The sequence below is a fragment of the Anaerococcus lactolyticus ATCC 51172 genome, assembly GCF_000156575.1.
Classification (GTDB): Bacteria; Bacillota; Clostridia; order Tissierellales; family Peptoniphilaceae; genus Anaerococcus; species Anaerococcus lactolyticus.
Window position 1 is genome coordinate 1 of record NZ_GG666046.1, and the last position, 25,622, is coordinate 25,622.

Below are 25,622 nucleotides of genomic sequence, written 5' to 3' on the forward strand. Positions count from 1 at the left end.
AGTAGGAAGTCGCCAAATAACTTAAGATTTCCATAACCTTGTAACGAGATAGTAGAGGTCGCTCTACCGTTTGGTAGAGTGGGAAATCGACAAATAAAAAGACTTCCCTAAAGTGTCTACGAGATAGTAGAGGTCGGGAGACCTTGTATGAGGTTAGGAAGTCGCCAAATAACTAATTTCTACCCAGTCAAATTATGGTTGGGTTAGGAATGGGTTAGAAAAATATTGACAAAATCACATTTTAATGCTATGATATTAGCACTATAATGCTTAGGTAGCTCAATGGTGGAGCACCCGGCTGTTAACCGGTAGGTTGTGGGTTCGAGTCCCACCCTGAGCGCCATTAGCTTTTAGCTTAAAGCCACAAAGCTTTAATATGACAATGCCGGGGTGGCGGAACTGGCAGACGCACAGGACTTAAAATCCTGCGGTGGTTAAACACCGTATCGGTTCGATTCCGATTCTCGGCACCATATTATTTTTGGTCTAAGGGTACAAGGATTATCTTTCCTGGTCAATGTCGCGGGATAGAGCAGTCTGGTAGCTCGTCGGGCTCATAACCCGGAGGTCGTAGGTTCAAATCCTGCTCCCGCAACCATACATAAATCAATACAAACTTAAAATAATACTAGAAATACGGCCCTATGGTCAAGCGGTTAAGACACCACCCTTTCACGGTGGTATCCCGGGTTCGAATCCCGGTAGGGTCACCAAAAGCAAGCCTGCCCAGCTCATGGAGGGCCCGTGTGGAGCACCTCGTAGCGAAGCGAGATAGCTGATGTACGGAAAATAAAAACCTTAAGACGAAATACCGCAGGACGAAGTCCGAGGACTTATAAAATTCGTTCTGTTTATGGAAGTATAGCTCAGTTGGGAGAGCATCTGCCTTACAAGCAGGGGGTCACAGGTTCGAGCCCTGTTACTTCCACCATTTATAATTAATATATTTTTTGGGGATTATTTAATCCTTGATTATGGCCTGGTAGTTCAGCTGGTTAGAATGCCGCCCTGTCACGGCGGAGGTCGTGGGTTCGATTCCCATCCAGGTCGCCATTTGGATTGCAATAGTGATCCAATGTGCTGATGTAGCTCAATTGGCAGAGCAATTGATTTGTAATCAATAGGTTGTAGGTTCAAGTCCTATCATCAGCTCCACAAATTAATATGGGGATGTTCCAGAGTTGGCCAAATGGGACGGACTGTAAATCCGTTAGCTTAGCTTTCAGTGGTTCGAATCCGCTCATCCCCACCAATATGCGGGTGTAGCTCAGTGGTAGAGCCCCAGCCTTCCAAGCTGGTTGCGAGGGTTCGATTCCCTTCACCCGCTCCATAAAAAGTTCATATAAGTAACTGAATCTTATATGCGCCTTTAGCTCAGCTGGATAGAGCATCGGACTTCTAATCCGTGTGTCCCAGGTTCGAATCCTGGAAGGCGCGCCAAGAAAATAGGCACTCGCAAATAAATACTTGCAAAATTGTCAAAGTTGTGTTATAATATATAAGTACGTGACTGTTGGGATATAGCCAAGTCGGTAAGGCACCAGACTTTGACTCTGGTATGCGTAGGTTCGAGTCCTGCTATCCCAGCCAATATGATCCATTAGCTCAGCCGGTAGAGCACCTGACTTTTAATCAGGGCGTCCGGAGTTCGAATCTCCGATGGGTCACCAATTAATTATTTAGATAGACCTAATTTATTTAGGTCTTATCTAATAAGGACAACTCGTTGATTTTTTTCAACGATTTTACTTTTATTATCTTATGGATAATAGGAAAGGCCATTTGAATACTTTAATTACATAAAATAAGGAGAGGTACCGAAGCGGTCATAACGGGGCGGTCTTGAAAACCGTTAGAGTCATTGGCTCACAAGGGTTCGAATCCCTTCCTCTCCGCCAAAAAGGTTATAATTATATATGGAGAAGTACTCAAGTGGCTGAAGAGGCTCCCCTGCTAAGGGAGTAGATCCCAATTTACGGGATGCGAGGGTTCAAATCCCTCCTTCTCCGCCAAGTATGCCCAGATAGCTCAGTCGGTAGAGCAGGGGACTGAAAATCCCCGTGTCGGTGGTTCGATTCCGCCTCTGGGCACCAAAATTTTCAAAGCTTTAAAATATTACGGTGATGGATATAGGGGAGTAGTTCAGCTGGCAGAACGTCGGTCTCCAAAACCGGATGTCGCGGGTTCAAATCCTGTCTCCCCTGCCAAAACAAATTCTAATGAGTTTGAAAATTAAATTTTATAATATGGACCTGTAGCTCAGGTGGTTAGAGCGCACGCCTGATAAGCGTGAGGTCGGTAGTTCGAGTCTACTCAGGTCCACCATAATCTCACTTTACAAGCCTTTAAGGCTTAATTTATTTTAAAAATAAATACATACCAGTTATATGGGGCTTTAGCTCAGTCGGTTAGAGCGCCCGGCTCATAACCGGTAGGTCCAGGGTTCGAGTCCCTGAAGCCCCACCAAGCATTTCCACGTTGAAGTGCTTTTTTTTGTGCATACATACCGGTTATGAGCCTTCCGGCTCAACCGAGCTGAAACCCGTCTGCTTCGCAGACTCTACCGTGCTCTCGCACTATGTTTCAGCCTTCAAAGCCCCAAGTTAAGGGGCTTTGAAGAGGTCCAGGGTTCGAGTCCCTGAAGCCCCACCAAGCATTTCCACGTCGAAGTGCTTTTTTTGTACATAGAACCGGTTATGAGCAAGCTCATAACAGTTTTTCGGACTCACGACGTTCGTCTCGAAAATGAAGCGTACCTTGTACGCTTCACCCAAGCGTGGGACTAGGTCACAGGTATCGAGTCCCTGAAGCCCCACCAAGTACTTCCACGTCGAAGTGCTTTTTTTGTACATAGAACCGGTTATGAGCAAGCTCATAACAGTTTTTCGGACTCACTACGTTCGTCTCGAAAATGAAGCGTACTTTGCACGCTTCACCCAAGCGTGGGACTAGGTCACAGGTATCGAGTCCCTGACATCAGCAAGTCTTTCCATAACTCGCTATCGCTTGCTAGGATAAGACTAAGCCTCTGCATAAGACTTTCCATTGCTCATACCACGTATTCGCAAGGACAAGTCTATAAAGCCCCACCAAGTACTTCCACGTCGAAGTGCTTTTTTTGTACATAGAACCGGTTATGAGCAAGCTCATAACAGTTTTTCGGACTCACTATGTTCGTCTCGAAAATGAAGCGTACTTTGTACGCTTCACCCAAGCGTGGGACTAGGTCACAGGTATCAAGTCCCTTAAGCCCCACCAAGCATTTCCCTGAGAAGTGCTTATTTTTTTGGGAAATTTGGGGGCGGACCTCCCGGTTATGTCATAATCGAGCTGAAACCCGTCTGCTACGCAGACTCTTTCGGGCTTGAGAAAATCGCTTACTTCGTAAGCTTTTCGTGCTTTCGCACTACTTTTTCTCCTTAAACATCCAAAATCAAAGGATGTTTAAGTGCCCTATATTTCAGCCTTGAAAGCCCCAAATCAAGGGGCTTTCAAAAGGTCCAGGGTATCGAGTCCCTGACATCAGCAAGTCTTTCCATAACTCGCTATCGCTTGCTAGGATAAGACTAAGCCTCTGCATAAGGCTTTCCATGACTCGATTTCATCTCGTCAGGACAAGTCTATAAAGCCCCACCAAGCATTTCTTTAAGAAGTGCTTATTTTTTTGGATAATTTCATCCTACTTAATATTGAAAAATAATTTAAAGATCAAGGAAAAATAGTAGAAACTCCGTATTTAAAAAGATTTCCAATATAAATTCTCTTTTTGTGAGATTGTTTGTCCTCTCGTCTACGCTTGAGGTAAATTATATGGCAGAGTCTCTGTCGGAATGGCGTTGGTTGGTTGTTTCATGTGTTTCTTCACCGATTCCTTGCTTTTTCACTGGGTATGACTCTGAATTGATAACTTATCTTGGAAAAGAAAAAACACTTAATTTCGGATAAGCCCAGCCTATGTGGTATAATATTATAAATAATTAGAAAAAGGAGTTTTTATGGATTTTTCTTTAGTGCCAGTTGCTGACAAGACATTTTTTAACTATATTTACCTCGGCCTAGGTTCAAATGGTAGGGGGCTTATTGCTTTGTTCAATACTAGGGGCAATACTATGGTTAAGGAGTCTGTGGCCTCTGAGCTTGATATAAATTTACTTGATGAAGATTACATAGATGATAAAAAAACTTACAAGAGAGCTATTCTTGGAGATTTATTAATCGGAGGCCTAAGGCTTTCCAAGGTGCCTGTCCTTGTTGCCAAGGATAGCGCCTTTGATCTTGGCACAGATTCTCTTGGCAATACTAATGACTGTGATATGGTTCTTGGTTGGAATGTAATTTCCCAATTTGCTTGGAGGGCAAATCCAAGAGAGGGGCGTTTTGAGGTGCAAACTTCCGATTTTAAGTCGAGCAAGGAAAAAAACAACCGACCAATTATCAATATCGGCTTTAATGACAAAATCATAAAGGCCGCCATAGACACATCCAGACCCTTTACTATCATTTCACCAAGTCTAGCTAAGGAGGCTTTGGAAAATGACCCAAATGCCAAGGATACCCTTGCCATGATGGGCGAATCAACCGATGCTATCACAAGCATTAACCGTTTTGTTTTCACTAATGACAACAAGGAAGTTAGCCTCGGTTCGACTCAAATTGAGCCAGACCTAGAAGGCAAGGACATCCAAGTAGTCTTTGGCGCCGACCTCTTAAGGTCAACTAAGTGGGCGATTTATGGACCAAGTGGCTACATCAGGCTGGAAAATTTTTAGTGATGTTTGAAATCGAAGAAATAGAAAATATTTTTAAAAATAACGCCAATCCTCCTAGGGCAGAAAAAATGGCTGCCTATATGAGAAATAAATTTGATTTTTATGGGATACCTGCAGGCAAAAGAAGCGAGTTAACCAAGCCTTTTTTGAAGGAAGCGAAAAAGGAAGGAGCCATCAATTGGCAACTTTTAACCGACCTCTTCTCCCATAATTACAGGGAAATAAACTACCTGGGTCTCGACCTTTTGAAGACCCAGTCCAAGCTCCTAAGCCTTTCAGATTTTGAAAGGCTTGTTGGCCTTGCAAGCTTGCGCCCATGGTGGGATACCATTGATAATATCGACACCATCATAGGTAGCCTAGGTCTTACGAACAAGGACTTCGAAAAGAAAATCACAACCCTTGCTAGGAGCGAAAATTTTTGGCTAAGGCGTATTGCCATTGGCCACCAAAGAAAATATAAGGAAAAAACAAACACCGACCTTTTGGCAAAAATCATAAAAATAAATTTGAGCGTCACTTGCAAGGATAAGGACGAAAAATTTTTTATAGCCAAGGCAATAGGGTGGGCGTTAAGGGAATATTCTAAGAGAAATCCTGACTGGGTCAGGAATTTTTTGACTGTAGAGAATAATCGTTTACCAAGGCTCTCCACAAGAGAAGCTAGCAAATACCTTTAACAACTAAGGAAAATTTTATACTTAATCATTTATAAAAAATATTCATAAAGTAGTCATTGTAATTATAGCAAAATGTGATAAAATATAAGTAAACGGAGGATACTATGAAAATGAGAAAAAACAACCTTGGTTTCGGAATCCTTTCCTTAGCCTTAGCCTTAGCTCTTCCGCTAAATGCTAACGCTGATGAAGGCCAAACCCTAACCAGTCCAGAAACTTTAGACCAGGGACCTAAAACCCAAGTAGAAGCAAATACTAAACCAATCGAAGATAACGAAATCATACAAACGAATCCGGAAAATACTGTAAATCCTGCGAATGTAAATCCAGTAACTCCTGCTACTCCAACAAGGCCTCAGCCAACCCCTAGACTTACTAATTACAGGACAAATTCATTCCTCAATTTACTAGTCAACACCAATTACCGAAGCCTAAAAGATGAGGCTAACAAAAAAGAAGAAGAAAAGATTAAAGTTAATCCTTACTCAGTAGAATTGAAGGAAGGGGATAAGGATTCGAGGAATTATACATATCTTGCTTATTCTTTTGCGATTAAGGGAGATGACGAGCCAAGAGACTACACAATATCAGTCTTTGCCCTAAAAGATGGCAAGGTTAAAAATGTAGAATTAGACAATTTTAACACAGAAGGCAAGGTCACATCTGCCGGCAAAAAAATGGCAGAAGCAGCTGAGCAAATCGAAAGTGAAGATGTCCTAGGCTTCAGGATAAAAACTAAGATTACCTCTGATGGCTATGTTAAGGCAGTCGTAAAAATCGATAGAGATGCAGAGCCTGGTGATTATACGCTTTATTATGTAGTAAGTAGGGGTGGAAAACCTACTATTGGCAGGATGGACGTAACCCTAGGCAAGAACGGAGATTTTAGTTACTACATCACATCCGACAAGGATAAAAAAGACTATGACAACCTTGGTGAAGACAAGGTAAATCCGTTTGAAAATCTTCCATTTACAAAATACCTCCTAAACGACACAGACGAAGAAAAAAACCTAACCGACTTTATCCACCCAGGACTTAAGGTCGGCGACAAATATAAAATCGTAGTAAACTACATCAATCCAAACACCCTAGAGGAAAAAAGAGATGACATAACAGATCTGGAATCCTACAAAATCCCAGCAAATTCCCTAGTAAGGCTTGATGTAAGAGAAAAATCTGACAAAGATAACCCAATCAAAGATGCAGAAATCTTTACCTATGGATTTGAACTGCCAAAAGACTCAAGCGAACCAATTTCGCTAATGAGCTTTGTTGTAAAAAAAGATGCAAACAAGGGTAAGGAAGCAAAATTTGATAGTGAAAAAGCTCTAAGAGATGCCATGGATGAGGTGGAAGGCCTATTAGCAGAAAAGAAAAAATCCCTAATAGAACTTTATCCAGACGAGGAAGAAAGAGAATACAGAGCCCTATCCGTCATCCTAAAAGAGCAAACAAAAAAGATTGAAGAGCTAATCCAACAAGCTCTCCTAGACAATGAGCTAGACAAGCTAAACAAGCTTGAAAAAGATAATCCACAAGAAGCTAAGGCTGAATATAAAAGGATAGCAGACCTTGTAAAAGAGGCAAAAGACCTAAATAAAAAGGCAAACAAAAAATTAATCGAGCTAGATGAAATAAACTTAATCGATAACAACACAGACCCACTAGCGAGCAAAGCCAAAGGCACAAAACTTGTCCTAAACTTAGGCAAACTTACACCTCTAAGCACAATTTCTGATCTAACAAAAGATTCTCCACGCCAAAGCGAGAGAAATTTCTCAAAAGATCTCAAAAAGAAATTAGAAGAAGCAATCAAAAAAGTCGACACAGTAACCATAGGTGAAAAAGACGACAAAAAAGCTGAAAGCAAACCAACTAATGTTAAGGAAAGCAAAGAAAATAAAGATTTAACCAAGAGGATATCTATTTTTGATACAACAAACATAGAAAATCCAAAGGAACATACATTTGAGTTAAGAAAGGCAACAGAAGAGCCAAAAGTGAATACACCAATCTTTATAAAATACCTTCAATCATTAGATAAAAGAAGCAAGCTTATAGACAATAAATAAAAAATGAAGGGCTTATACACAAGTGTGAGCCCTTTCTCACACTTAAAATTCTTTAATGAGATCCTTATTATTCATTAGAAATTATTTATTAACTATGGGCAAAAAGACAGAGAATATATCTACTTATTTACAAAAACCAGGGAAATTAAAAATATAATTAAAAAATGGTTGAAACATACTTGTAAATATAAAATTTTCAAATCCAAGGCAGTCAAAAAATAAGTTTTGAAAAATCTCTAAAGCAAGAGTAAATCCACTTTAACTCTTGTAAAAAAAGCCAAAATGTTATATTATTATAGTAAGAAATACAACAAATATAATAATAAATATTTTGTTTATCTTTATTACAAAAATACATAAAAAATATATGTAAACGCTAGATCAAATTAAGGAATTTAAGATGAAAACCATAAACCATTTAAAAATAAAAAATACACTGCGGATGAAATTTCCGATAAAAATAAATAAGGAGTATGAGAGAGAAAGGAGGTTATTATGAAAGGAAAAATTAGTTTATTAACAAGAAAAATATTTGCGACCGTCATTGCTGTTGCCATGTCTATACCACCAACAGCCTTTGCCAACGCAAATGAGCCAGTAGTTTATACTGAAAATTCTTCAATCATGGGTATTAGAGAAAACAAGGAAGAGCTCCCAAGAATTGAAAACACAGACAAAACAAAACTAAGTAAGGACCTAGGAAGTTACAATCTTGAAATCAAAGCCAACCTCGATCCGAGCCTAACAAAGATAAACTACACTATCAAAGCTAAGAGAAAAGAAAAATTAGCAGAAGATAAGCAAGGCAAACTTTCATTAAGCCTAACAAAAACACCATCTTCCAACCTCAATGACCTACAACTCATATCAGCAAATACAGAAAATCAAACAAACGAACCAGACTTTAAGGCAGAGGGCCTACCAAGCCTTGTAATAACATCCAAAGCCAAAGATGAAATAATCTATGAGCTAAGCGCCGATGTGAACAAAGCCAAAGACCAAAGGTCATATAAATTGATCCTAAGCCTAGCCGAAGAAGCTAAAAGCGAAGTTCTTGCCTACAATCTAAAGGTAGAAAAAGGACTAAGCCTCAAAGATGGTCAAGAAGTAGAAACGGTAGAATTGGTAAATGAAGACGACGAAAGCCCACTAATCAAGGGTGAATACAAAAAAGAAGGCATCTTGGGCGGCCTATTTGCAAGCCAAGACTCCATCACATGGGAAGCCTTCATCCTAAATGAAGAAGAAAACCAAGAAATAACCTACGACTTCAACCTAGACAAAAACCAAGACCCAACAAATTCAAAAATAGCTATCGACTATTATGAACCAACCGACAAGGGTTTTGAAATCAAGAGAGAATTCTCACAAACAATAGACTTTGCGAAAAAGATTAAGTTTGAAATACCAAAGGGCCACCTTGCAAAACTTACACTCAAAACCAAAGTATCAAAGAAAAACACAAAAGTAAAATCATATTCCCTAAATAATGGGGTGGTAAAAAACCCTATATATATAGAAGGAAATGAAGAAGAAAAATCAAATGACGACGAAGAGCCTGCCCAGAAGGAAGAAAACAAAAAATATCAAAAAGACCCAACAGATAAAGGCACAGTCGAAGTCAAACCAAGTGAAAGTAATGTAGAATCAAACCCAGGAGCAAAACCTGAAGGCAAAGATTCTCAAACACAAATCGTGGCAACAGATTCCTCAGGCAAGGAAATCAAAATTGAAGAAAAAAATCAGCCGGTAGAGGAAAATAAAAAACCAAAAATTTCTGCCCTAATCCTAAACAGGGACAGCCTAATAGCTAGACTAAAGGCAGAAAACAAACTAACAAACCAACTAGAAACTGCTATAGCTGATCTTGCCGATATCCTAAACTCCTACAACGAGGAAAGAATAACCGACCAAGACCTCAAAGACTTCACCAAGTCCCTAGCAGAAAGAAACCAACTAGCAAAAGCAGACCTAAAATCATACTTAGAAGCAATCCTTTCTGGTCTAAACAAACAAACCAACAAGGCAGCCAATATAAACTACGATGAAATAATCACCTATGCCTACCCAGAAAAGAAAGAAGCAAAACCTCAAGATAAAAAACCAGAGGCAAAGAAAAATGAAGGTCAAAAAGCTGAAGAAAAACCAGCACCAAGCAAGGAAAGCCAAGAGCATACTCCTCCAGTAAAAAAGGAAGAGCCAAAGGCAAACCAAGAGGATAAACCACTTCAAAATGAAAAATCTGAAGCAGTAAAAACTTTTGACAAGGACCTTGCAAGTCTAAAAGAAGAAGCTAAAAAAGAACCAGCCAAAAAATCTGGCATCTTTGAAGGCCTAAAGAGCCTACTAGGCCAAACTGACCTCCAAAAAGCAGACAGGGAATTAAAGAAAGCCCTAGCTGACAAGAAAAATACTCTAGCAGACATCCAAAAACTCCTAGACAGCTTCAAGAGCAAATACAACCTATCAAAAGCTGACCAAGCCAAACTAATGGACGACAACGGCGATGCTATTAGGGCCCTTATCGAAAAAACAGGCTACACAGGTGGCCATGTCTTCGCAGTAAGAGGAGCAAACCAATTAACTGATAAAGAAAAAGAAAATTTAAAAAATAAAAAGTTTACAGTTCTCACTCGTTTTAACACATCAAACGCAGGAGGAGCTATCCAAGATTACCAATATTTTGATATCCACCTTGATAATAAGCTTACAGTAAAAGACCCATCAAGCCTTGAAGACATCAAATACAACGGAAGAGTAATTGCAAAACCAAAGTATATTAACGATAAGGGTGAAAATAAAATAAGATATAATATCCAAGGTCAAATACCAGAAAATATAAGCATCTTATTAAAAATTCCAGTAGACTACAATACAGACAATATAACTACCCTTGATCAAGACGGAAACTTTACCGTTATTAACAAGGTATCTGGTATGGGTGTCAAAGCACCAAAAGATTTGCTACCACAAAAAGTAGACAGGTATGGAAATCTTGCAGGTACCATCATCGAACCAGGCAGGGGAGATGTACCAGAACTTATAGAATCTGACGATAAGTCCTACAAGGTAGACATGGATGCCTATGGTATCCCAAATGTAGTAGACGGAGAGCTCAAAGGATTTAGTTGGAAGGCTACAGTCCTATCAACAGTAGACCTAAAAGGTATAAACTTATCTGTAAACTTTACAACAGTAAAAGGTTCAGGACTTGGCGAAATCCAAAATCTAACACTGGATGGAGCTAATGTTAAAGCAACAAGCAACAACTTAAAAGATCATACTGGTATAGTAGACTCAATAAACTACAAACCAAATAAGAATACTAGGGAATTAAATTTCACCTTCTATACACCAGTAATCAACAAACAAGAATCTTACATGCTAGACCTAAATGCTATGGCAAATGGCAAGGTCGGAGCAAAGAGGGTTGTTGGTAGGCAAGGGTATCCAAAAGAAAAGGTGGAGGTCCTAACCCCAAGTCGTGTTGGAATGAACAATAGAACATCGATCTTGGGAGAATTTCCGAACCAAACTGAAGCCAGATGGACTATAACAGACCAAGTTTCCACAGGAGATGATGGCAAACTACCTCTAGAATCAAGACAACTAGCAGGAGGACAAAGTATATCATCTGGAAAAGTGGCAGTTTATGGAGTGGATACAAAAAAGGGTAGCCCAACATATGGACAAATGATCCAAGTCGGAAGCGATGAAAGTGTAAGTTCTATTCCAGACAAAGAAACCAAGCCACAAAACGCCCAACCAGTAGGCTCAATAGTAGCCTATGAATATACTACAAATCTTGATGGTAAACCTGCTTCATCTATTGGAGGGGTTGTCATCTCAAAGAATCAGGATATCCATGTAGACCAATACTGGGGTCTTGAAGCAGGCATTAACATGCCAGCTCAAACCATTAAGGCTGTAAATCCAAACAAACAAGAAGGACAGGATGGCTATGAGCTTGGACATATTAACCTTGAACAAGGCTCTAATTCTGATTCAAACAGACAATTCACTATACAAAATGTAAAGGTATGGAACATTGACGATTCTGGAAATGCTACTAGGGTCCAACCAGCGATAAAACAAGACCTACCAAAAGAAGTAAATGGTCACCAATTCGTAGAAAATTATAACTACTACAGGCAAGATCTTGGTGACTATTACATCCACAACAGGGGAGTAGTAAAAACTGAAGAAAAATTTGGAAACTTCACTCTCCATAAAGTTGGACCAGATAAGGAAGACGTACCTAATGCGACTTTCAGACTCTTCCGTGGTGGAGAAGCTATCACCAACAGCGAAGGTAAGGCAGAATTTAAAAATATCAAGCCTGGCACTTACTACTTAACAGAAATCAAGGCGCCACCAGGATATAAATTAGCGGAAGATACAAAAATTGTTGTAGAAAAAAATGGTAAGGTAAGGGCGACAGGACCAGACGCCAAACAAACTGGCGACGAAGGTGCGACCCAATACTTTAAAGACAAAGACTATCCTCTCTTTATGAACCTAATGTCATATGCGACAAAGGGACAAAACGGAGAGGTCACAACCTACATCTACCTAAAACCAGATGAGGGTGGTGGTACCAACCAAAACACTAGGTTGAGCATCACAGGATACGACAATTCTAAAAATCTAAATGTCGAAGTTTATGACGTCGGCCCATCCTTGAGATCGGGTCTAAGACAAGCTATGGAGCTTCAAACAGGTGTAGAAGGTAAAATTGCTGGTCCAGTCCTCAACCAGCCAAACAGGTTTCCTATCACAGGCGATCCTAAAGTTTACGATACCTACACACAAAAAACAGGCTATCAAATAAAAATCCCACATGAAAGATTTGGAACAAATTGGGGCTTTTTAGTAAAAGTAAAAGGAACACCTTCAACAAGCAATGGGGAAATTGGTTATGATTGGTTAGTAGATAATACTAATCCAGGAAATAATTCTAAGATACAAAAAACTATTACACCAGCAGATCCTAATGTGGTTAATAAAACTACTGTAACAGTAAAAGATGAAAAATTTGAAACCAAACCAATAGAGGTAATAAAGGTAACAAGCAAAAAGGAAACCTTGGGTGGAGCTACCTTTGTTCTCAAAAACCCTGACACTGATGAAATCCTCAAAACTGTTAAGTCAGTAAGTATAGGAGAGAATAAAGGTAAGGTAGACTTTGACAAGATGCCTCCAGGCGATTATATAATAGAAGAAGTCGCCGGTCCAGAAGGCTATATCGAATCCCAACTTGTTTTTGATGTCCATGTAGATGAGGCATCCCAAGTAACCTACAAGCCAAGATTTAAAAATGGAGTAGGTACACCAGTTGCCGGTGTAGATTATTGGATTGAAGATGAGGTCATTGCGGACGAAAAAACAAAAGTTGATGTAGTTACAGTCAATCAATCAATGACCTTAAGCGAAAACAACTTTGGTGAAACTGGAATCAAAGAAGGTGTATGGGAAGCTTATCGTTACGAATCTTATACCTACAAGGCAAATATTAAATTAAGTTCATCAGAACCAGGAAAGAGATTTGAAATTCAATTTGACCCAAAACTTGACTTTACCCAATATGTAAACCAATTTCCTGAAATAAAAAATAATGGACAAGTCATAGCCAAACCATACTTCAACTACGATACTAATCTTTTGACCTATGTATTCACAGAGGCATCAGGATCTGGTGAAGTAATCTTTGACCTAGTAATAGATGGTGTTATCCCATCCAAATTCTATGCAAAAAATAATGGAGACTATGAATTTACAAACGTAGTTGCCCCAGGTCAAAATAAAGTTAAGGTTATGGGTAACCAAGTGGATACCGTCCATGTCAAGGCCTTCTATGAGGACTATGATTCACCTAAAGATGGTAATGCACCACCTCAAGCCTATTATTTTAGGGAAGTGTATAAAGAAGGAGAAGATTGGTATGTAAAGGCCATAGCCTACTACAACCCAAAAGCCAATGCAGTTGGTAACCGTATGATTGCCAGAACATTTTATTTTAACTGGATGTCAACTGACTGGCAATCAGGCAATATAGCAAATTGGGTGGGTAGAGGTTACAAAACAGCCTTTAAGCTACAAAATGTAAAGGTATATTCTGTACAGCCAACTGTAAATAATTTTAATCAAAAAACAAGCGAACCTTACATGCCTTTGTCAATGGGTATTAGACCAGAAAACGACCCAAGTATATATAGGTTGGAATTAAACCAAGATATTAATGACAAATATGTTTCTAGTAGGCAAGGCTCTATAGGCTTGACATATGATGAGAACCAGCTAAGTTCAACAGGAGCTCTTACTGGTCCAAGACCACTTCAAATTGACATTCCTGCCATTAGTAAGAATAACGAAGGTTATGTAATCGATCAAACTTTCAAGGTAACAGACCTAAATACATTTAGGAGTAGATTTAGGGCCTTCGTTATGCAAAACTCATCTGACACAAAAAACTCACTTAAGTCAGCCTTTGCTTCTAAGGTAAATGTCAACGAAGCCACAGCCGAACAAAATAAAAAAGAAATTCCTAAATTCTACAAGCAAAAGGTAATGATGGCGAACGAAGAGTACGTTCCAACCCAATTCAAAATTAGGAAGTATAACGAAGCAGACAAATCCCAAAACCTAGCAGGAGCAATCTTCACCTTAACAAATATGGATACAGGCAAAAGTATTACCAAAAAAACAGGTAAAGATGGATATTTAACCTTTGACAAATTACAACCAGGAGTTTATAGACTAAAAGAAACTGAAGCTCCAAAGGACTTTATAAAGTCAGATAAGAGATGGTTGGTAAACGTGGCAAAAGACGGCATTGTTACCATCACAGAAGTAGGATTCAATAGCGACGGAACATCTATCATTGGTAAAGACCTTACTTTAGAGGTTGCCAACAAGCCAGAAGGCCAAGACTTTGTAGTCTACAAAAAAGGAGACCAAGGTCAAGCCCTAGCTGGTGCAAAATTCGTTATAAAGAAAAAAGATGGAAAAAATTATACCGAAGTAGGAAAAGGAGAATCAGACTCAAGTGGTCTTGTAAAATTCAAAAACAATACTGGAGCAGACTTAAAGCTCATAGATGGAATCTATACATTAGAAGAAACTGACCCACCAACAGGCTACAAGAAACTAGACAAAAAATGGGTACTTGTAGTTAAAGATAATAAGGTAAAAGTTTACGACTATATAGAAGGTCCAGATGAAGAAACCAGTTCCAAAGCAAACTTATCCCTCCTAAATGAAGAGGGAACACATTGGGTAGATATGAGCAAAAGATCTCCAGCCAAGTTTAGTGGTTTAAATGATCCAAGATGGAAAGGCTATATAAACAACAGCCCATATCCTTATAAGTTGGGTACTAGGATTATCGGTATAAATAAGGGGGCAGCACAACCTTATGTAATCCAAAGATTTGTAATAAACCCAGAAGCCAAAGACATGGGACCTTCAAAGGTTCAAATCCATAGACAACCACTTAATTTAGATAACTCGGATTGGTACCAAGGCTCTGCGGCAGAAGCCTACAAAGTTTTTAAGCTTGATAAGGCTGTGACAGAAAATGTCGAAGACATCAAGCTAGAGCACTATGTAGCAACAGAACTAAACCTAACAGCAAAAAAAGTTGAAAAACAAGGTGAAGTTCCAGAAAGAATGGAATTTGATCTTCCAGAAACAGATAAGCCTATAATAATTGATGTAAAAGTACCTTACAAAAATGAAAATGGGGGCGTAGGTCTAGGTATTGACTATTGGGAAAATGTTGGAACCTATAATGAAAAAGTATATTGGAAACCAGATTTCTACGAATCTGTAACAGATATACCAGAAGGCGATGAAGTAACATCCAATACCCAAGCAGGAAATATCATCGGTGCTTATGTATCAGAAGGCTCACTCGATGTAGCTAACGAGAGAAAAAGACACAAATTTGAATTTACAAAAGTAAGAGAAACAAGTCTTGATGGTTTGTCAGGCGCAACATTTAAACTAACAGGTACTAAGCCGGTAACAGAAACCAAGTGGGGCAAGTCAGACAAAGACGGCAAGGTATCCTTCAAGGACCTCTTGCCGGGCAGCTATAAACTTGAAGAACATGGAGCTCCACAAGGTTATGAAGGGTCAAACACTGACTGGACAGTAACAATACTTGAAGATGGAAAAGTCTATATCAAAGACAACAATCCATCAAACACAGTACCAAACAAGGACCCAGAAGCTCAGTGGCAAAAAGTAGATGTAACAAACACCAATAAGATTAACAAATCAGATTCAGTAAGGGATGAATACAAGCAGACAGCTGATAAGAAAATAAAAACCCATATTGTTAGGATAAACAAGGCGACAAATAGAATTAGACAGGTCTATGTCCTAAATAGACTAACTGAAAACCTCTTAGACCCTACACTAGAGCTTCATTCCTACCCAGAAAAATGGGATATAACAGACAAAAATACCAATGTAATGTCTGTAACTGAGGTCGGCAACGATGCAAGTCCAGAAAATCTTGGAAAAATCGGAGCCAACGTCCAATATAGTACTGAGATAATAAACAAAAACAACCATACTAGATTGGTAATAAAACCAAAAATATCAGGAGAAAAAACTATAGCTGTTGTGATAGAAACAGACCTAAAAGATGCTACTGAAATTGGTGGCATCGGTACAGGTATGGACTATGACAACCAAGGCAACCAATACTGGGGAGCAGAGAAGTATGCTAGCTTAGATGATTTCGTCCTTGCGAAAGTTGAACATCCAACAGTCGATAAAAACACCAAGCTAATTATAGACGGCAAGGACAAGAGCAACGATGCCCAAAACTTGCTAAGAACAGCGAATGAAGAAACTCCAGCCTTACTAGCAAGAGAAAACGGCATCATAGCAAGAAACTATGCCTTTAGGTCTATGGATAATGATGTAACAGACCTATCAGGCCCACTATCAAGCCTAGAAGCAAGATCAGCAAGCCTAAATAGCTTTAGAAGCCTAGCCCCAATGATGGCAAGGTCAATAGCCCCAAGGTCTATGACCTACTCAACAAGAGCTGCCAGAGCCCCAAGGGCTGCGGATGTTTGGGAAAAAGTGGACCAAAATAGATCTATAAATAGAACAACCAGCAATAGGGCCACTGATAACCAGACCAGAATAACTGAGATAAACAAGGGTCAAGGAAAATATAGGCAAATCTTCTTGGTAAACAAATCTGGTTCCGGTGTTGATAGTCCAAGATATAAATTCCACTCCGAACCATTAGGTACTAGCATTATTGGTAAAAAATACTATGGAAGACCTATAAACTTTAAAGTTTTAAGCATAAGACCAGTATTAAGTTCGTCTACCATTGATAACATACAATACGATGGCAACCAAACTTTAAGATATAATAGTGATGAAGTAATCCCAGATGGTCAGTATCATAGATTTCAATTTAGACTAGCTACTAACGACAAAAGACCAATAGCAATAGAAGTTGAGTATGATTATCCAAAGACCGGTGGTGAAATCGGACTTGGTATGGATTATTACCCAAGCTATAGATCTAATGGAGTATGGGCGGCTGAAAAATATGGAAGTGCAGACGACATCAACTGCAAGCACTCCGTAAGAATCACCCAACCAAATGAAGCAACCATCATCCCTTCTAGCACACTTGCTAAAAAGGGAACTAAAATTGACTTAACTATAAGTCCAAAAACTGGCTACGAAGGCTACGTTCTTGACAGCCTAACGGTTACAGATGCGAATGGACAAGATGTTACAGTTACAGGCACAAGCTTTGAAATGCCAGATACAGATGTAACAGTAATGGCAGTAATGAAATCACCTGGTCAACAACCAAAAATTTATGATGTAACTGTAATTGGAAATATCTCACACGGTAAAATTACTCCAAACGTAAATAAGGCGAAGGCAGGAGACGAAGTCACAGTAAATGTAGAGCCAGATCCTGGCTACAAATTAGCAAGTCTTGTATATGAGGCTGAGGATTTACTCGATCCAGTCCCTATAGTAGGTAACAAATTCATAATGCCAAAATCAAATGTCAGATTAAATGCAACATTTGAAAAATCACAAGTTGTCCCACAAACCTACAAAATCACAACAATTAAGACAACAGGTGGTAGCATAATAGCTCAGCCAAACGCTAAAGCTAATGAAACTGTAAGGATTCAAATTAATCCAGGCGTAGGTAATTATTCTTTAGTGGATGGTCAGGTGGATGTCAGGACAAGTGATAATAGTCCTGTACCTGTTTCATATGATGACCAGGGACCATACTTCACCATGCCAGCTTCCGATGTAACTGTAAGTGGACAATTCCAACAAGCTGATCTAAATAATGGATATGTAGTCCGCATTCAAGATACTGCCAATGGAAGAGTTACTGCAAGTCAATACCATTCATGGCCTGGAAAAGAGATTACCCTAACCCCATCTCCTGAACCTGGTTATAAGTTAAAAAGCTGGTTTGCAGTATCAAATGGTAGTCGAGTTCAAATAACTGATAATAAATTCAAAATGCCAGATGGAGAGGTTTATATAATACCAACCTTCGAACGTGATTTCGATCGAAAATATACTATCGGAACCGATGTGTCTGAAGGAGGTACTGCTACTCCAACTCAATCATCAGCAACTGCTGGCCAACCTATTGGTATGGATATTCGTCCAGAAGAAGGATATAGGCTAGAAAGTGTAAATGTAATTGATGAAAATGAGATAAAGGTTGCAGAATATAATTTCTTATCCAATAGCTTTTCAATGCCAGCCAAAAATGTCATTGTAAAGGTCACTTTCAAAAAGATTGAGTACACCATAACAAAAGAACAAACAGAAGGCGGAACTGTAAGCATTGATAAGTCAAAAGCTACTAAAGGTGAAACGGTAACCATAACTGTCACTCCAAAAGAAGGATATGAGGTTGGTCAGGTAAAAGGTGATAATATTCCAATTAATCTGGTTGATGGTAAATATCCATTCAAGATGCCAGCTAGAGACGTCACAATAAGGGTTACCTTTAACAAAAAAGAAGTTAAGCCAAAAGTATCCTACTTCGTTGGTGTCGATGGTAATAATAATGGTAAGAAGGTAGTAGTTTATACAAGGACAGAGCCTAATAAATCAGAGGCTGGAAAACTTGTAGAATTTACTGTCACACCATTTGATGATTATGAAATAACAAGTGTTTATGTAAGATTGTCTGATGGTAGTGGAAGAAATGTAGAACCATTAAAGCAAGAGGGCAATAAATATTCATTTATTATGCCAAATCAAGCAGTAACTATTTACGCTAATGTACAATATGTTCAACCACCAGAAGGAACCTTACTTGTTGGAATCAATCCAAATATTACAAATGGTAGTGTAACAACTAATCCTAGAAGACCATATCCTAATGATAAGGTTAGGATTACTGCAACACCAAAACAAGACTATTCACTTGAAAGCTTAAGTGTTACTAAACAATGGGGCGGAAATGTAGATGTCCAATATGATAATGAAGGACCATACTTCATCATGCCAGCTGAAAATGTTACAGTATATGCTACGTTCAGACAAGGAGCAGCTCCAAACCCAGATATACCAGATGTAAAACCAGATGATAATGAATTGGGATATTTAATCTACGACCCAAGCAATCCAAACAAGATTATCAAAAAGAAGGCTATGCTTACAAATAGGCTAGCTGGTTTGGAGCTTAAGGTTTATAAGAAAAATATAAATGGTAGGACACTTGAAGGTGGAGAATTTAAGCTAATCAAAACAGAAGCTGATTACAAAACAGAAGATAAAAATTTCACACCTATAACAGCAGTTTCAGGTTTGGATGGCAGGATTTTATTTAAGGATAAGGACAACCAACCAGTCAAACTTCAAAAAGGTTACTATGTATTGGAAGAAATCAATCCACCATTAGGCTATAAGAAGGCTTCTTCTAAGTGGAAGATTGAAGTTAAGGATGACCAAGGCAAGATGCACGCTACTTACTTCGGTCCATCACAAACACCTTCCCAATACTTGCTATCGACAAAATCTAAATTACAAGATGATTCAACAGCAACCAACCTTGCAATTAGAACTGCATCCAAGATTACCCATATAGATCCAGATGCAAAAACTTTTGTACAAAGGGTAATCATAGACCTAAGAGGTTACACAAAGAAAGAAAAGGTCAACGTCCAAATCACTCCAAAATATAAGAGGGTTGAAAAGGACAGACCAGGAGTAAAACCAGATACAATAGAAGAAGGTTTAAAGACAGCCTACAGGACAACCTACAAGATATCAAATCCTGCTACAAAGCTAGATACAGATTATATACTAGGCTACTACGACCTTTCAAAGAAGGGTGTAAGCATGGTAAACACAGCCAGATGGAGACCATTTGATTGGGGCTTTGATGAAGACCAATTAAACCTAGACCCAGGTGAGGTCTACTTCATAGATATAGAAGGCTACTACGACGAATCACTCATTTCGGGTATGGCTGTTAATGAAAAAGATGTAAATGGCAAACCAGTTGCGCCTCATAAAAATACAAAAATCAAGCCAGAAGACCTTGCTAAACTAGAAATGGATATCAAATTCTACGAAGGAGCAAGAAACTTCTACCAAGCAATCTACAATGAAAAGACTCAAAAGATTGAATGGAAGACCTTCCCTAAGGCATCTTACCAAGCAGGTGCAGCTGCCCTAGCTAATATCAAAGAACAAGGCTGGTTATATAAGCCTTACAATGATAGATACGAAAACTGGGTAGGCTTGGAAGGTGGTAAAATTCTTCCGGAATTTGCTAATGAAACACCACTTAAGACCCTTTCAACAAAAGCCGACATTTCAGACCTATACACAACTGATAACCCTAAAGATAAGCTAGAGATACCAAAAGAAGGTTTGGACATCATCAACGATGAAGAAACATACAACATCACCTTCTCTAAACACGGACGTGATGGAGAAAAGAGTGATGGTTGGGAGAGCAATGGTAAGAAGGTAACTGAAAACAGGCTTGAAGGAGCCATCTTCAAACTCCAACAATACATTCAAAACGACTATGTAGACGTTCCGGGATCTTATGTATCCTCAGCCTTCAATGGTTATTTCGGATTTAGAGGATTAAAACCAGGTCGTTATAGACTTGTGGAAGTTGAAGCTCCAAAGGGCTACAGACCAATCAGAGATGCTATCCTCTACATGACTGTTTCCTATGAAGAACCAAAGACCAATGTCGAAACTGGAGAAATCACAAAAGGAAGAGGTAGAATAACTCTCGAGTATGACAATGGTAATGGTATTATCGAATACAACCCAGCAGCGACAACTGTAGAACAAGGTAAGCTAGTAGACTATGTAACCAGTGCTACAGCAAAGAACATGGGTAAAATCATAAACGAAAAACCGGGCCAAGGTAAGGTCAGGATAAACAAAGAAGATGGAGAAGGACATCCACTAGAAGGAGCTAAGTTTAGACTAACTAGACTTGGAACCGATGCTGACACTAATCCTGATTCAACAGGAAATGAAGATGGTGGCTATATAGCAACATCTGAAAATCTTAATGAAACTGCTACTGCAACAGTAGCTAAAAAAGATGAAGTAAATCCAGTAGTTAAAAACGGAAAGGTGCTTACTCTCGACCCAGTAAGGGTAGGAGCTAAGAAAATTAATGGCGAGACCATCTCCAATGCGAAAGTTACTGTAACCTTCCCAGGAGGTAAAACAGTTGAGATTAAGACTCCAAACTCAGGTAAGTTTACAGTAGATGTGCCAAGAGATATTGTTCTAAAAGAAAATGACATCATTACTGCAAGCATCAATGAACTGGGTGTTGCCATCTTTGATAAGCTACCAATAGGTAACTACATCCTAGAGGAAATTGAATCTCCAAAAGGCCATAAGAGCAATGGACAAAAATGGAGATTTACTGTAGGTGGTGATGGTCTTGACCCATATGTCAACGACACAAGCACCGGTGGCAAAGATTTGACAGATAAAATTAACCTAGATGATGTTAATATTAAGGTTCAAAAAACTTTGGATGATGATAAGACAGACACAGAAACTTCTGTCCACCCACACAAGGCCCAAAGTATAGGAATCACAGCTAAGTTTAAAGTGCCGGTTGATCAGGAAATTAATCCAGGCGACCACTTCACAGTAAAACTTACTAAGTCGGTAGACCTATATGGTATCTACAAAGACAAACCACTAGGCAGTCTTGACATCTTCGCTGATGGTGTAGGTACAATCGCCAAGGCTAAGTATGACAAGCAAAATAGCGAGATTACCTATACCTTCACAGAATATGCGAAGACCTATACACTCACAGAATTTAAGACCAACCTAGCAACTTGGATTAACCTTGATAATATTAAAAAATCTACTCAAAATGTCGAAGTTGGTATTGGATTAAAAGGCAAACAGAAGCATAGTAAAAACTACAATGTAGTCTATGATATCCCAGCAGAGACATCACGTCACCCTTACAAATATACAGAGTACTACCGTTATTGGTATGGCACTGATTATCAAACCTATAATTATTGGCACAACCTTACTGGTAAGATTACCGAGATGGATAAGACTACAGGTGAGTTTACCCAATACTACTACATCAATAGGATGAAGGATAAGGGATGGAAGAATTGGACCTTCCGTTATAATCCATACAGTTCGGATAAGACCAACACAAAGAGATTGTCCTATGCTAATGTTAGGGTTATGAAATTGAAGGACAACAGCGATGCTAATATAGCAAGATCAATGCCAGAGTCTTTTGCCCTAGATATCAATAATGATTCAAACCTAACTGAGATATATAACCAGAGATTTGATAGGATGGGAGCTACAAGCTTCAACTTCAGTGGCTATAAGGAAGGCAACCAACCAAATGGTTATATGCCAAATGCTGGTAGTGATGAAGGCGACTCCTATATAGTAGAAGTCAAGGGTAAGATTCCATTATCTGAAATAAAGGAATTTGAATCAGTTGCTTCTATCATAGTCAGAGGATATACCATAGCGGCAAGATGGGACCTAGCGAGGTTTGAGGAAAACAAGGCAGTCGCAAATGCCCAACTAATCATCCAAGCTATAAACCCTAAGAACGAAATCAAGTTTAAGAAGCAAGATGTGGATGGCAAAGCTCTTGTGGGTGCAAAATTTGCCCTCTACAAAAAGAATGGTGATAGCTGGCAAAAAACCAATGACCCAGTACAAACTACTAAAGAAGACGGTTTAATTTCTTATGAAAAACTAGGTCCAGGCGACTATGCCCTAGTCGAAGAGGATGCACCAGACGGCTACAACAAGATTGAGGGCCATGCAGCAGAGTTTAATGTAAGCGAGCTTGGTATAATCACTAGGAAGGTGAAGAAAGCCAAACCTGTAGGAAATGCGCAAGGCGATACTAGCGAAACACCTGCTAAACCAGATGAATATATCGATGAACTAATCGGAGATATTCCAGTAGATGTCGTAAACTTTAGAAATGTAGACTTTGTCAAGCTAGACAAGAATGACAAGACCAAAAAATTAGCCAATGCTAAATTTGCTGTCTACTATAAGCAAAAAGAGAATGACACCTACCAAGAATATAAGGAAAAAACTACTGAAAATAATGAAGAAGTAGAAAAACCTAAAGTCGTTAGTTCGGATAAAGATGGTAAGTTCAAGCTAGAATTAAACAAAAATGGCTACTATGCCCTTAAGGAAATCGACCCACCTAGTGGTTATGCTAGGATTAACGACTTCATCCATGAATTTATGATCAAGGATGGCAGGACCCTAGCCAAGGTGGCAAACCCACTAAAATCAAGCTACTACAAGAGTGGAAAGGGATATATCACAAGTGAAGTTCTATCTGTGGATAAGGATAAGAAGACCTTCAAGCAAAGATTGATAATAAATCCGGACCACAAAGAGCTAACCATGAAGGAAGCTCAGTCTTACCTCAGAATCATGGAAAATGGTTGGGAGATAAAGCCTAGAGGCGATACAACTAAAGACCAAAAGGGTGGTAAGATTATGGTCGCAGTCCTCAAAAAAGATGGCAACAAGACCATAGATGGACTCGAAGCCAAGGACTTTGCCCCACACTACGCTGCAAGGTCAGGCCCACTAGGAGATAACATTGGTTCAAGGTACTCCCTAAGAGAACTTTATGGACTAAATAAAGATGGCGAGGTTTCAACAACAGACTCCCTAGTTGTAGAATATACTGGTAAATTGAAGGATGAAAGTATAAAGAAGGATGAGAAGACACAAGTAGAAACCCTACTTCCTGTAGACCAACTTGAAGATGTCATCCTTGACTACACTGTCATTAGTGAACTTAAATACAAACTAGATTTGACAAACCTAGCCAAAGAAGGCCCAGCCTATGTAGATGTCAACGTGGCAAAGACAAGTCCGACCGAGATCGAAAACGAAGAAATCCACAAGATTAAATTTAGGAAGATTGATGCGATAGCCAAAGAAGATGGCACAAAGACCCCACTTGAAGGAGCAGAGTTTGAGCTATGGTATAAGGAAAAAGAAGGCGATAAGAAAGTTCAGCTTCATCTTTACCAACGTGGCGATGAGAAAATGTGGTTTAAAGATGGGGAAACTGTTCCACAAGACTACACTGGCTCAAATGATAAAATCACATCTCCACAGGATGGTATTGTCGAGCTAGACGGCCTCTACAAACCAGGCTACTACTTCATCAAGGAAGTCAAGGCACCAAAAGGCTACTCCCTACCTCTAACAGAGGATAAGATAGTCAAGGAATTTGTCATCAAAAAAGGTAAAGTTTATCAAAAAGATGACCTAGAAGCCGAGACTAAAGCTAAAAAGCCAATGATGAAAGTAACTAGGAAAAAGGAGAACAATAACGTTCATTACACCTTTGAGATAAATCCAGAAGGCAAGGCTGTAGCAAACAAAGATGCAAGACTTATCTTTGAAAATGCAAAACTAGGAAGCCCTGTATCGCTTAAGGTCACATATGGTAACGCATCAGAAGAACTTTCAACTGACAAGTTCAATGGAGTAATCGACCTAAGCAAATACTTCCTAGAAATTAATAAGGATAATCCATCAACAAGTAGGACAAAGATAACAATCGACTATGTCGCACATCCTTCAGGAAGTGAGGACATAACAGTCAAATCCGTCCTCAAAGGCGTAGATGACACAGATATAGAAATCAACGACACCTTCTCCATGAAGGCGCTAGAAACAACTGAATCACCAAGCCAAGGCAAGTCATATGTCTACAAACCATATGAAGAACCAAAAGCTGATAATTCAAACCTAGTAGAGATAGAAAACCGAAAGGTAGAACTACCTAAGGCACGAGGTGTTGGTGATGCTCTTACCTACACCCTAGCAGGGCTTGCGGTTATGCTATTAGGCATCTATGTCTACTATAGGAAGAAGAAGGTGGTCGCATGATTTCCTTGATAAGAAAAAAGGCCCACCCACCCTAACAGAGCCAGACTCCTGGCTCTGGGGGATGTACTCTAAGAGTAATTCTGAACACCCACGATGTCATTCTGAGCGAAAAAGGAGCCTGTCTCGAGCAAAGTCGAGAGAAAGAATCCCACAAAGTCGGAAGAAGAATGAACGGAGGGAAACAATCCTCAATACTCAGCGCCGTTTCGAAGGAAGCATCATGCCCCTCGGCACGTAGAGAGGACTGAGAAATCTTATAAACTCGGGACTCCTCATACGAAGAGATCCCACAACCCACAATAATTATTAGGCTCTTGCCTATGATTATAAAGCCGGACCCATGCTGCAAGTACTGGGCGGGGGATGGCAAAAGCTCATTGAGCTAGCAAAAATGTCACAAATCCTCACTTTATGATATAATAGAGTAAAGGAAAGCTTACTTTTTAGGCAAGAGCCAAAAGCAAAGCACAAAGGGCAAAGGCCCTAAGACATAAAAGATCGAACCATTTATAGGAAGGCCCACTTGGTATATCCCAAAGGACCCCAACCCTATAAGCAGCTGGCCCACCAGCACGAAAGGCAAGTCGCAAGCCTTTCTGGGAAAATATCCTAGCGGATATTTTTAGCGACACTGACAAAAA

4 protein-coding genes and 18 tRNA genes are annotated in these 25,622 nt (G+C 39.4%); all 22 read left to right on the top strand.

The window, feature by feature from the left end; genetic code table 11:
• The first annotated feature begins 268 nt into the window (after positions 1-268).
• Positions 269-343, top strand: a tRNA-Asn gene (locus HMPREF0072_RS04620).
• 41 nt (positions 344-384) lie between these two features.
• A tRNA-Leu gene (locus tag HMPREF0072_RS04625) sits at positions 385-473 on the top strand.
• 48 nt (positions 474-521) lie between these two features.
• A tRNA-Met gene (locus tag HMPREF0072_RS04630) sits at positions 522-598 on the top strand.
• Positions 599-638: 40 nt separating this feature from the next.
• Positions 639-713, top strand: a tRNA-Glu gene (locus HMPREF0072_RS04635).
• Positions 714-855: 142 nt separating this feature from the next.
• Positions 856-931: transfer RNA gene (locus HMPREF0072_RS04640), tRNA-Val, on the top strand.
• 45 nt (positions 932-976) lie between these two features.
• Positions 977-1,053 (top strand) — tRNA-Asp (locus HMPREF0072_RS04645).
• A gap of 26 nt (positions 1,054-1,079) precedes the next feature.
• Positions 1,080-1,155: transfer RNA gene (locus HMPREF0072_RS04650), tRNA-Thr, on the top strand.
• Between the two features lie 11 nt (positions 1,156-1,166).
• Positions 1,167-1,252 (top strand) — tRNA-Tyr (locus HMPREF0072_RS04655).
• A 4-nt stretch (positions 1,253-1,256) separates the two neighbouring features.
• Positions 1,257-1,330 (top strand) — tRNA-Gly (locus HMPREF0072_RS04660).
• A 33-nt stretch (positions 1,331-1,363) separates the two neighbouring features.
• A tRNA-Arg gene (locus tag HMPREF0072_RS04665) sits at positions 1,364-1,440 on the top strand.
• A gap of 74 nt (positions 1,441-1,514) precedes the next feature.
• Positions 1,515-1,590 (top strand) — tRNA-Gln (locus tag HMPREF0072_RS04670).
• 4 nt (positions 1,591-1,594) lie between these two features.
• Positions 1,595-1,670: transfer RNA gene (locus HMPREF0072_RS04675), tRNA-Lys, on the top strand.
• 138 nt (positions 1,671-1,808) lie between these two features.
• A tRNA-Ser gene (locus HMPREF0072_RS04680) sits at positions 1,809-1,898 on the top strand.
• Between the two features lie 20 nt (positions 1,899-1,918).
• Positions 1,919-2,012 (top strand) — tRNA-Ser (locus tag HMPREF0072_RS04685).
• A 5-nt stretch (positions 2,013-2,017) separates the two neighbouring features.
• A tRNA-Phe gene (locus HMPREF0072_RS04690) sits at positions 2,018-2,093 on the top strand.
• 38 nt (positions 2,094-2,131) lie between these two features.
• A tRNA-Trp gene (locus HMPREF0072_RS04695) sits at positions 2,132-2,207 on the top strand.
• A 41-nt stretch (positions 2,208-2,248) separates the two neighbouring features.
• Positions 2,249-2,325 (top strand) — tRNA-Ile (locus HMPREF0072_RS04700).
• Positions 2,326-2,389: 64 nt separating this feature from the next.
• Positions 2,390-2,466: transfer RNA gene (locus tag HMPREF0072_RS04705), tRNA-Ile, on the top strand.
• A gap of 1,529 nt (positions 2,467-3,995) precedes the next feature.
• Positions 3,996-4,769, top strand: coding sequence for a hypothetical protein (locus HMPREF0072_RS04710; protein ID WP_004827775.1), 774 nt, complete (start codon positions 3,996-3,998; stop codon positions 4,767-4,769).
• Positions 4,770-4,771: 2 nt separating this feature from the next.
• Entirely contained in the window at positions 4,772-5,449 is a 678-nt protein-coding gene (locus tag HMPREF0072_RS04715) for a DNA alkylation repair protein (RefSeq protein WP_004827777.1), read from the top strand.
• Positions 5,450-5,553: 104 nt separating this feature from the next.
• A complete protein-coding gene (locus tag HMPREF0072_RS04720; protein WP_004827779.1) occupies positions 5,554-7,524 on the top strand; it encodes a hypothetical protein in 1,971 nt (656 codons plus the stop codon).
• A gap of 495 nt (positions 7,525-8,019) precedes the next feature.
• Positions 8,020-24,981, top strand: a complete 16,962-nt coding sequence (locus HMPREF0072_RS04725) for a SpaA isopeptide-forming pilin-related protein (RefSeq protein ID WP_004827783.1) — start codon at positions 8,020-8,022, stop codon at positions 24,979-24,981.
• The last annotated feature ends 641 nt before the right edge of the window (positions 24,982-25,622 follow it).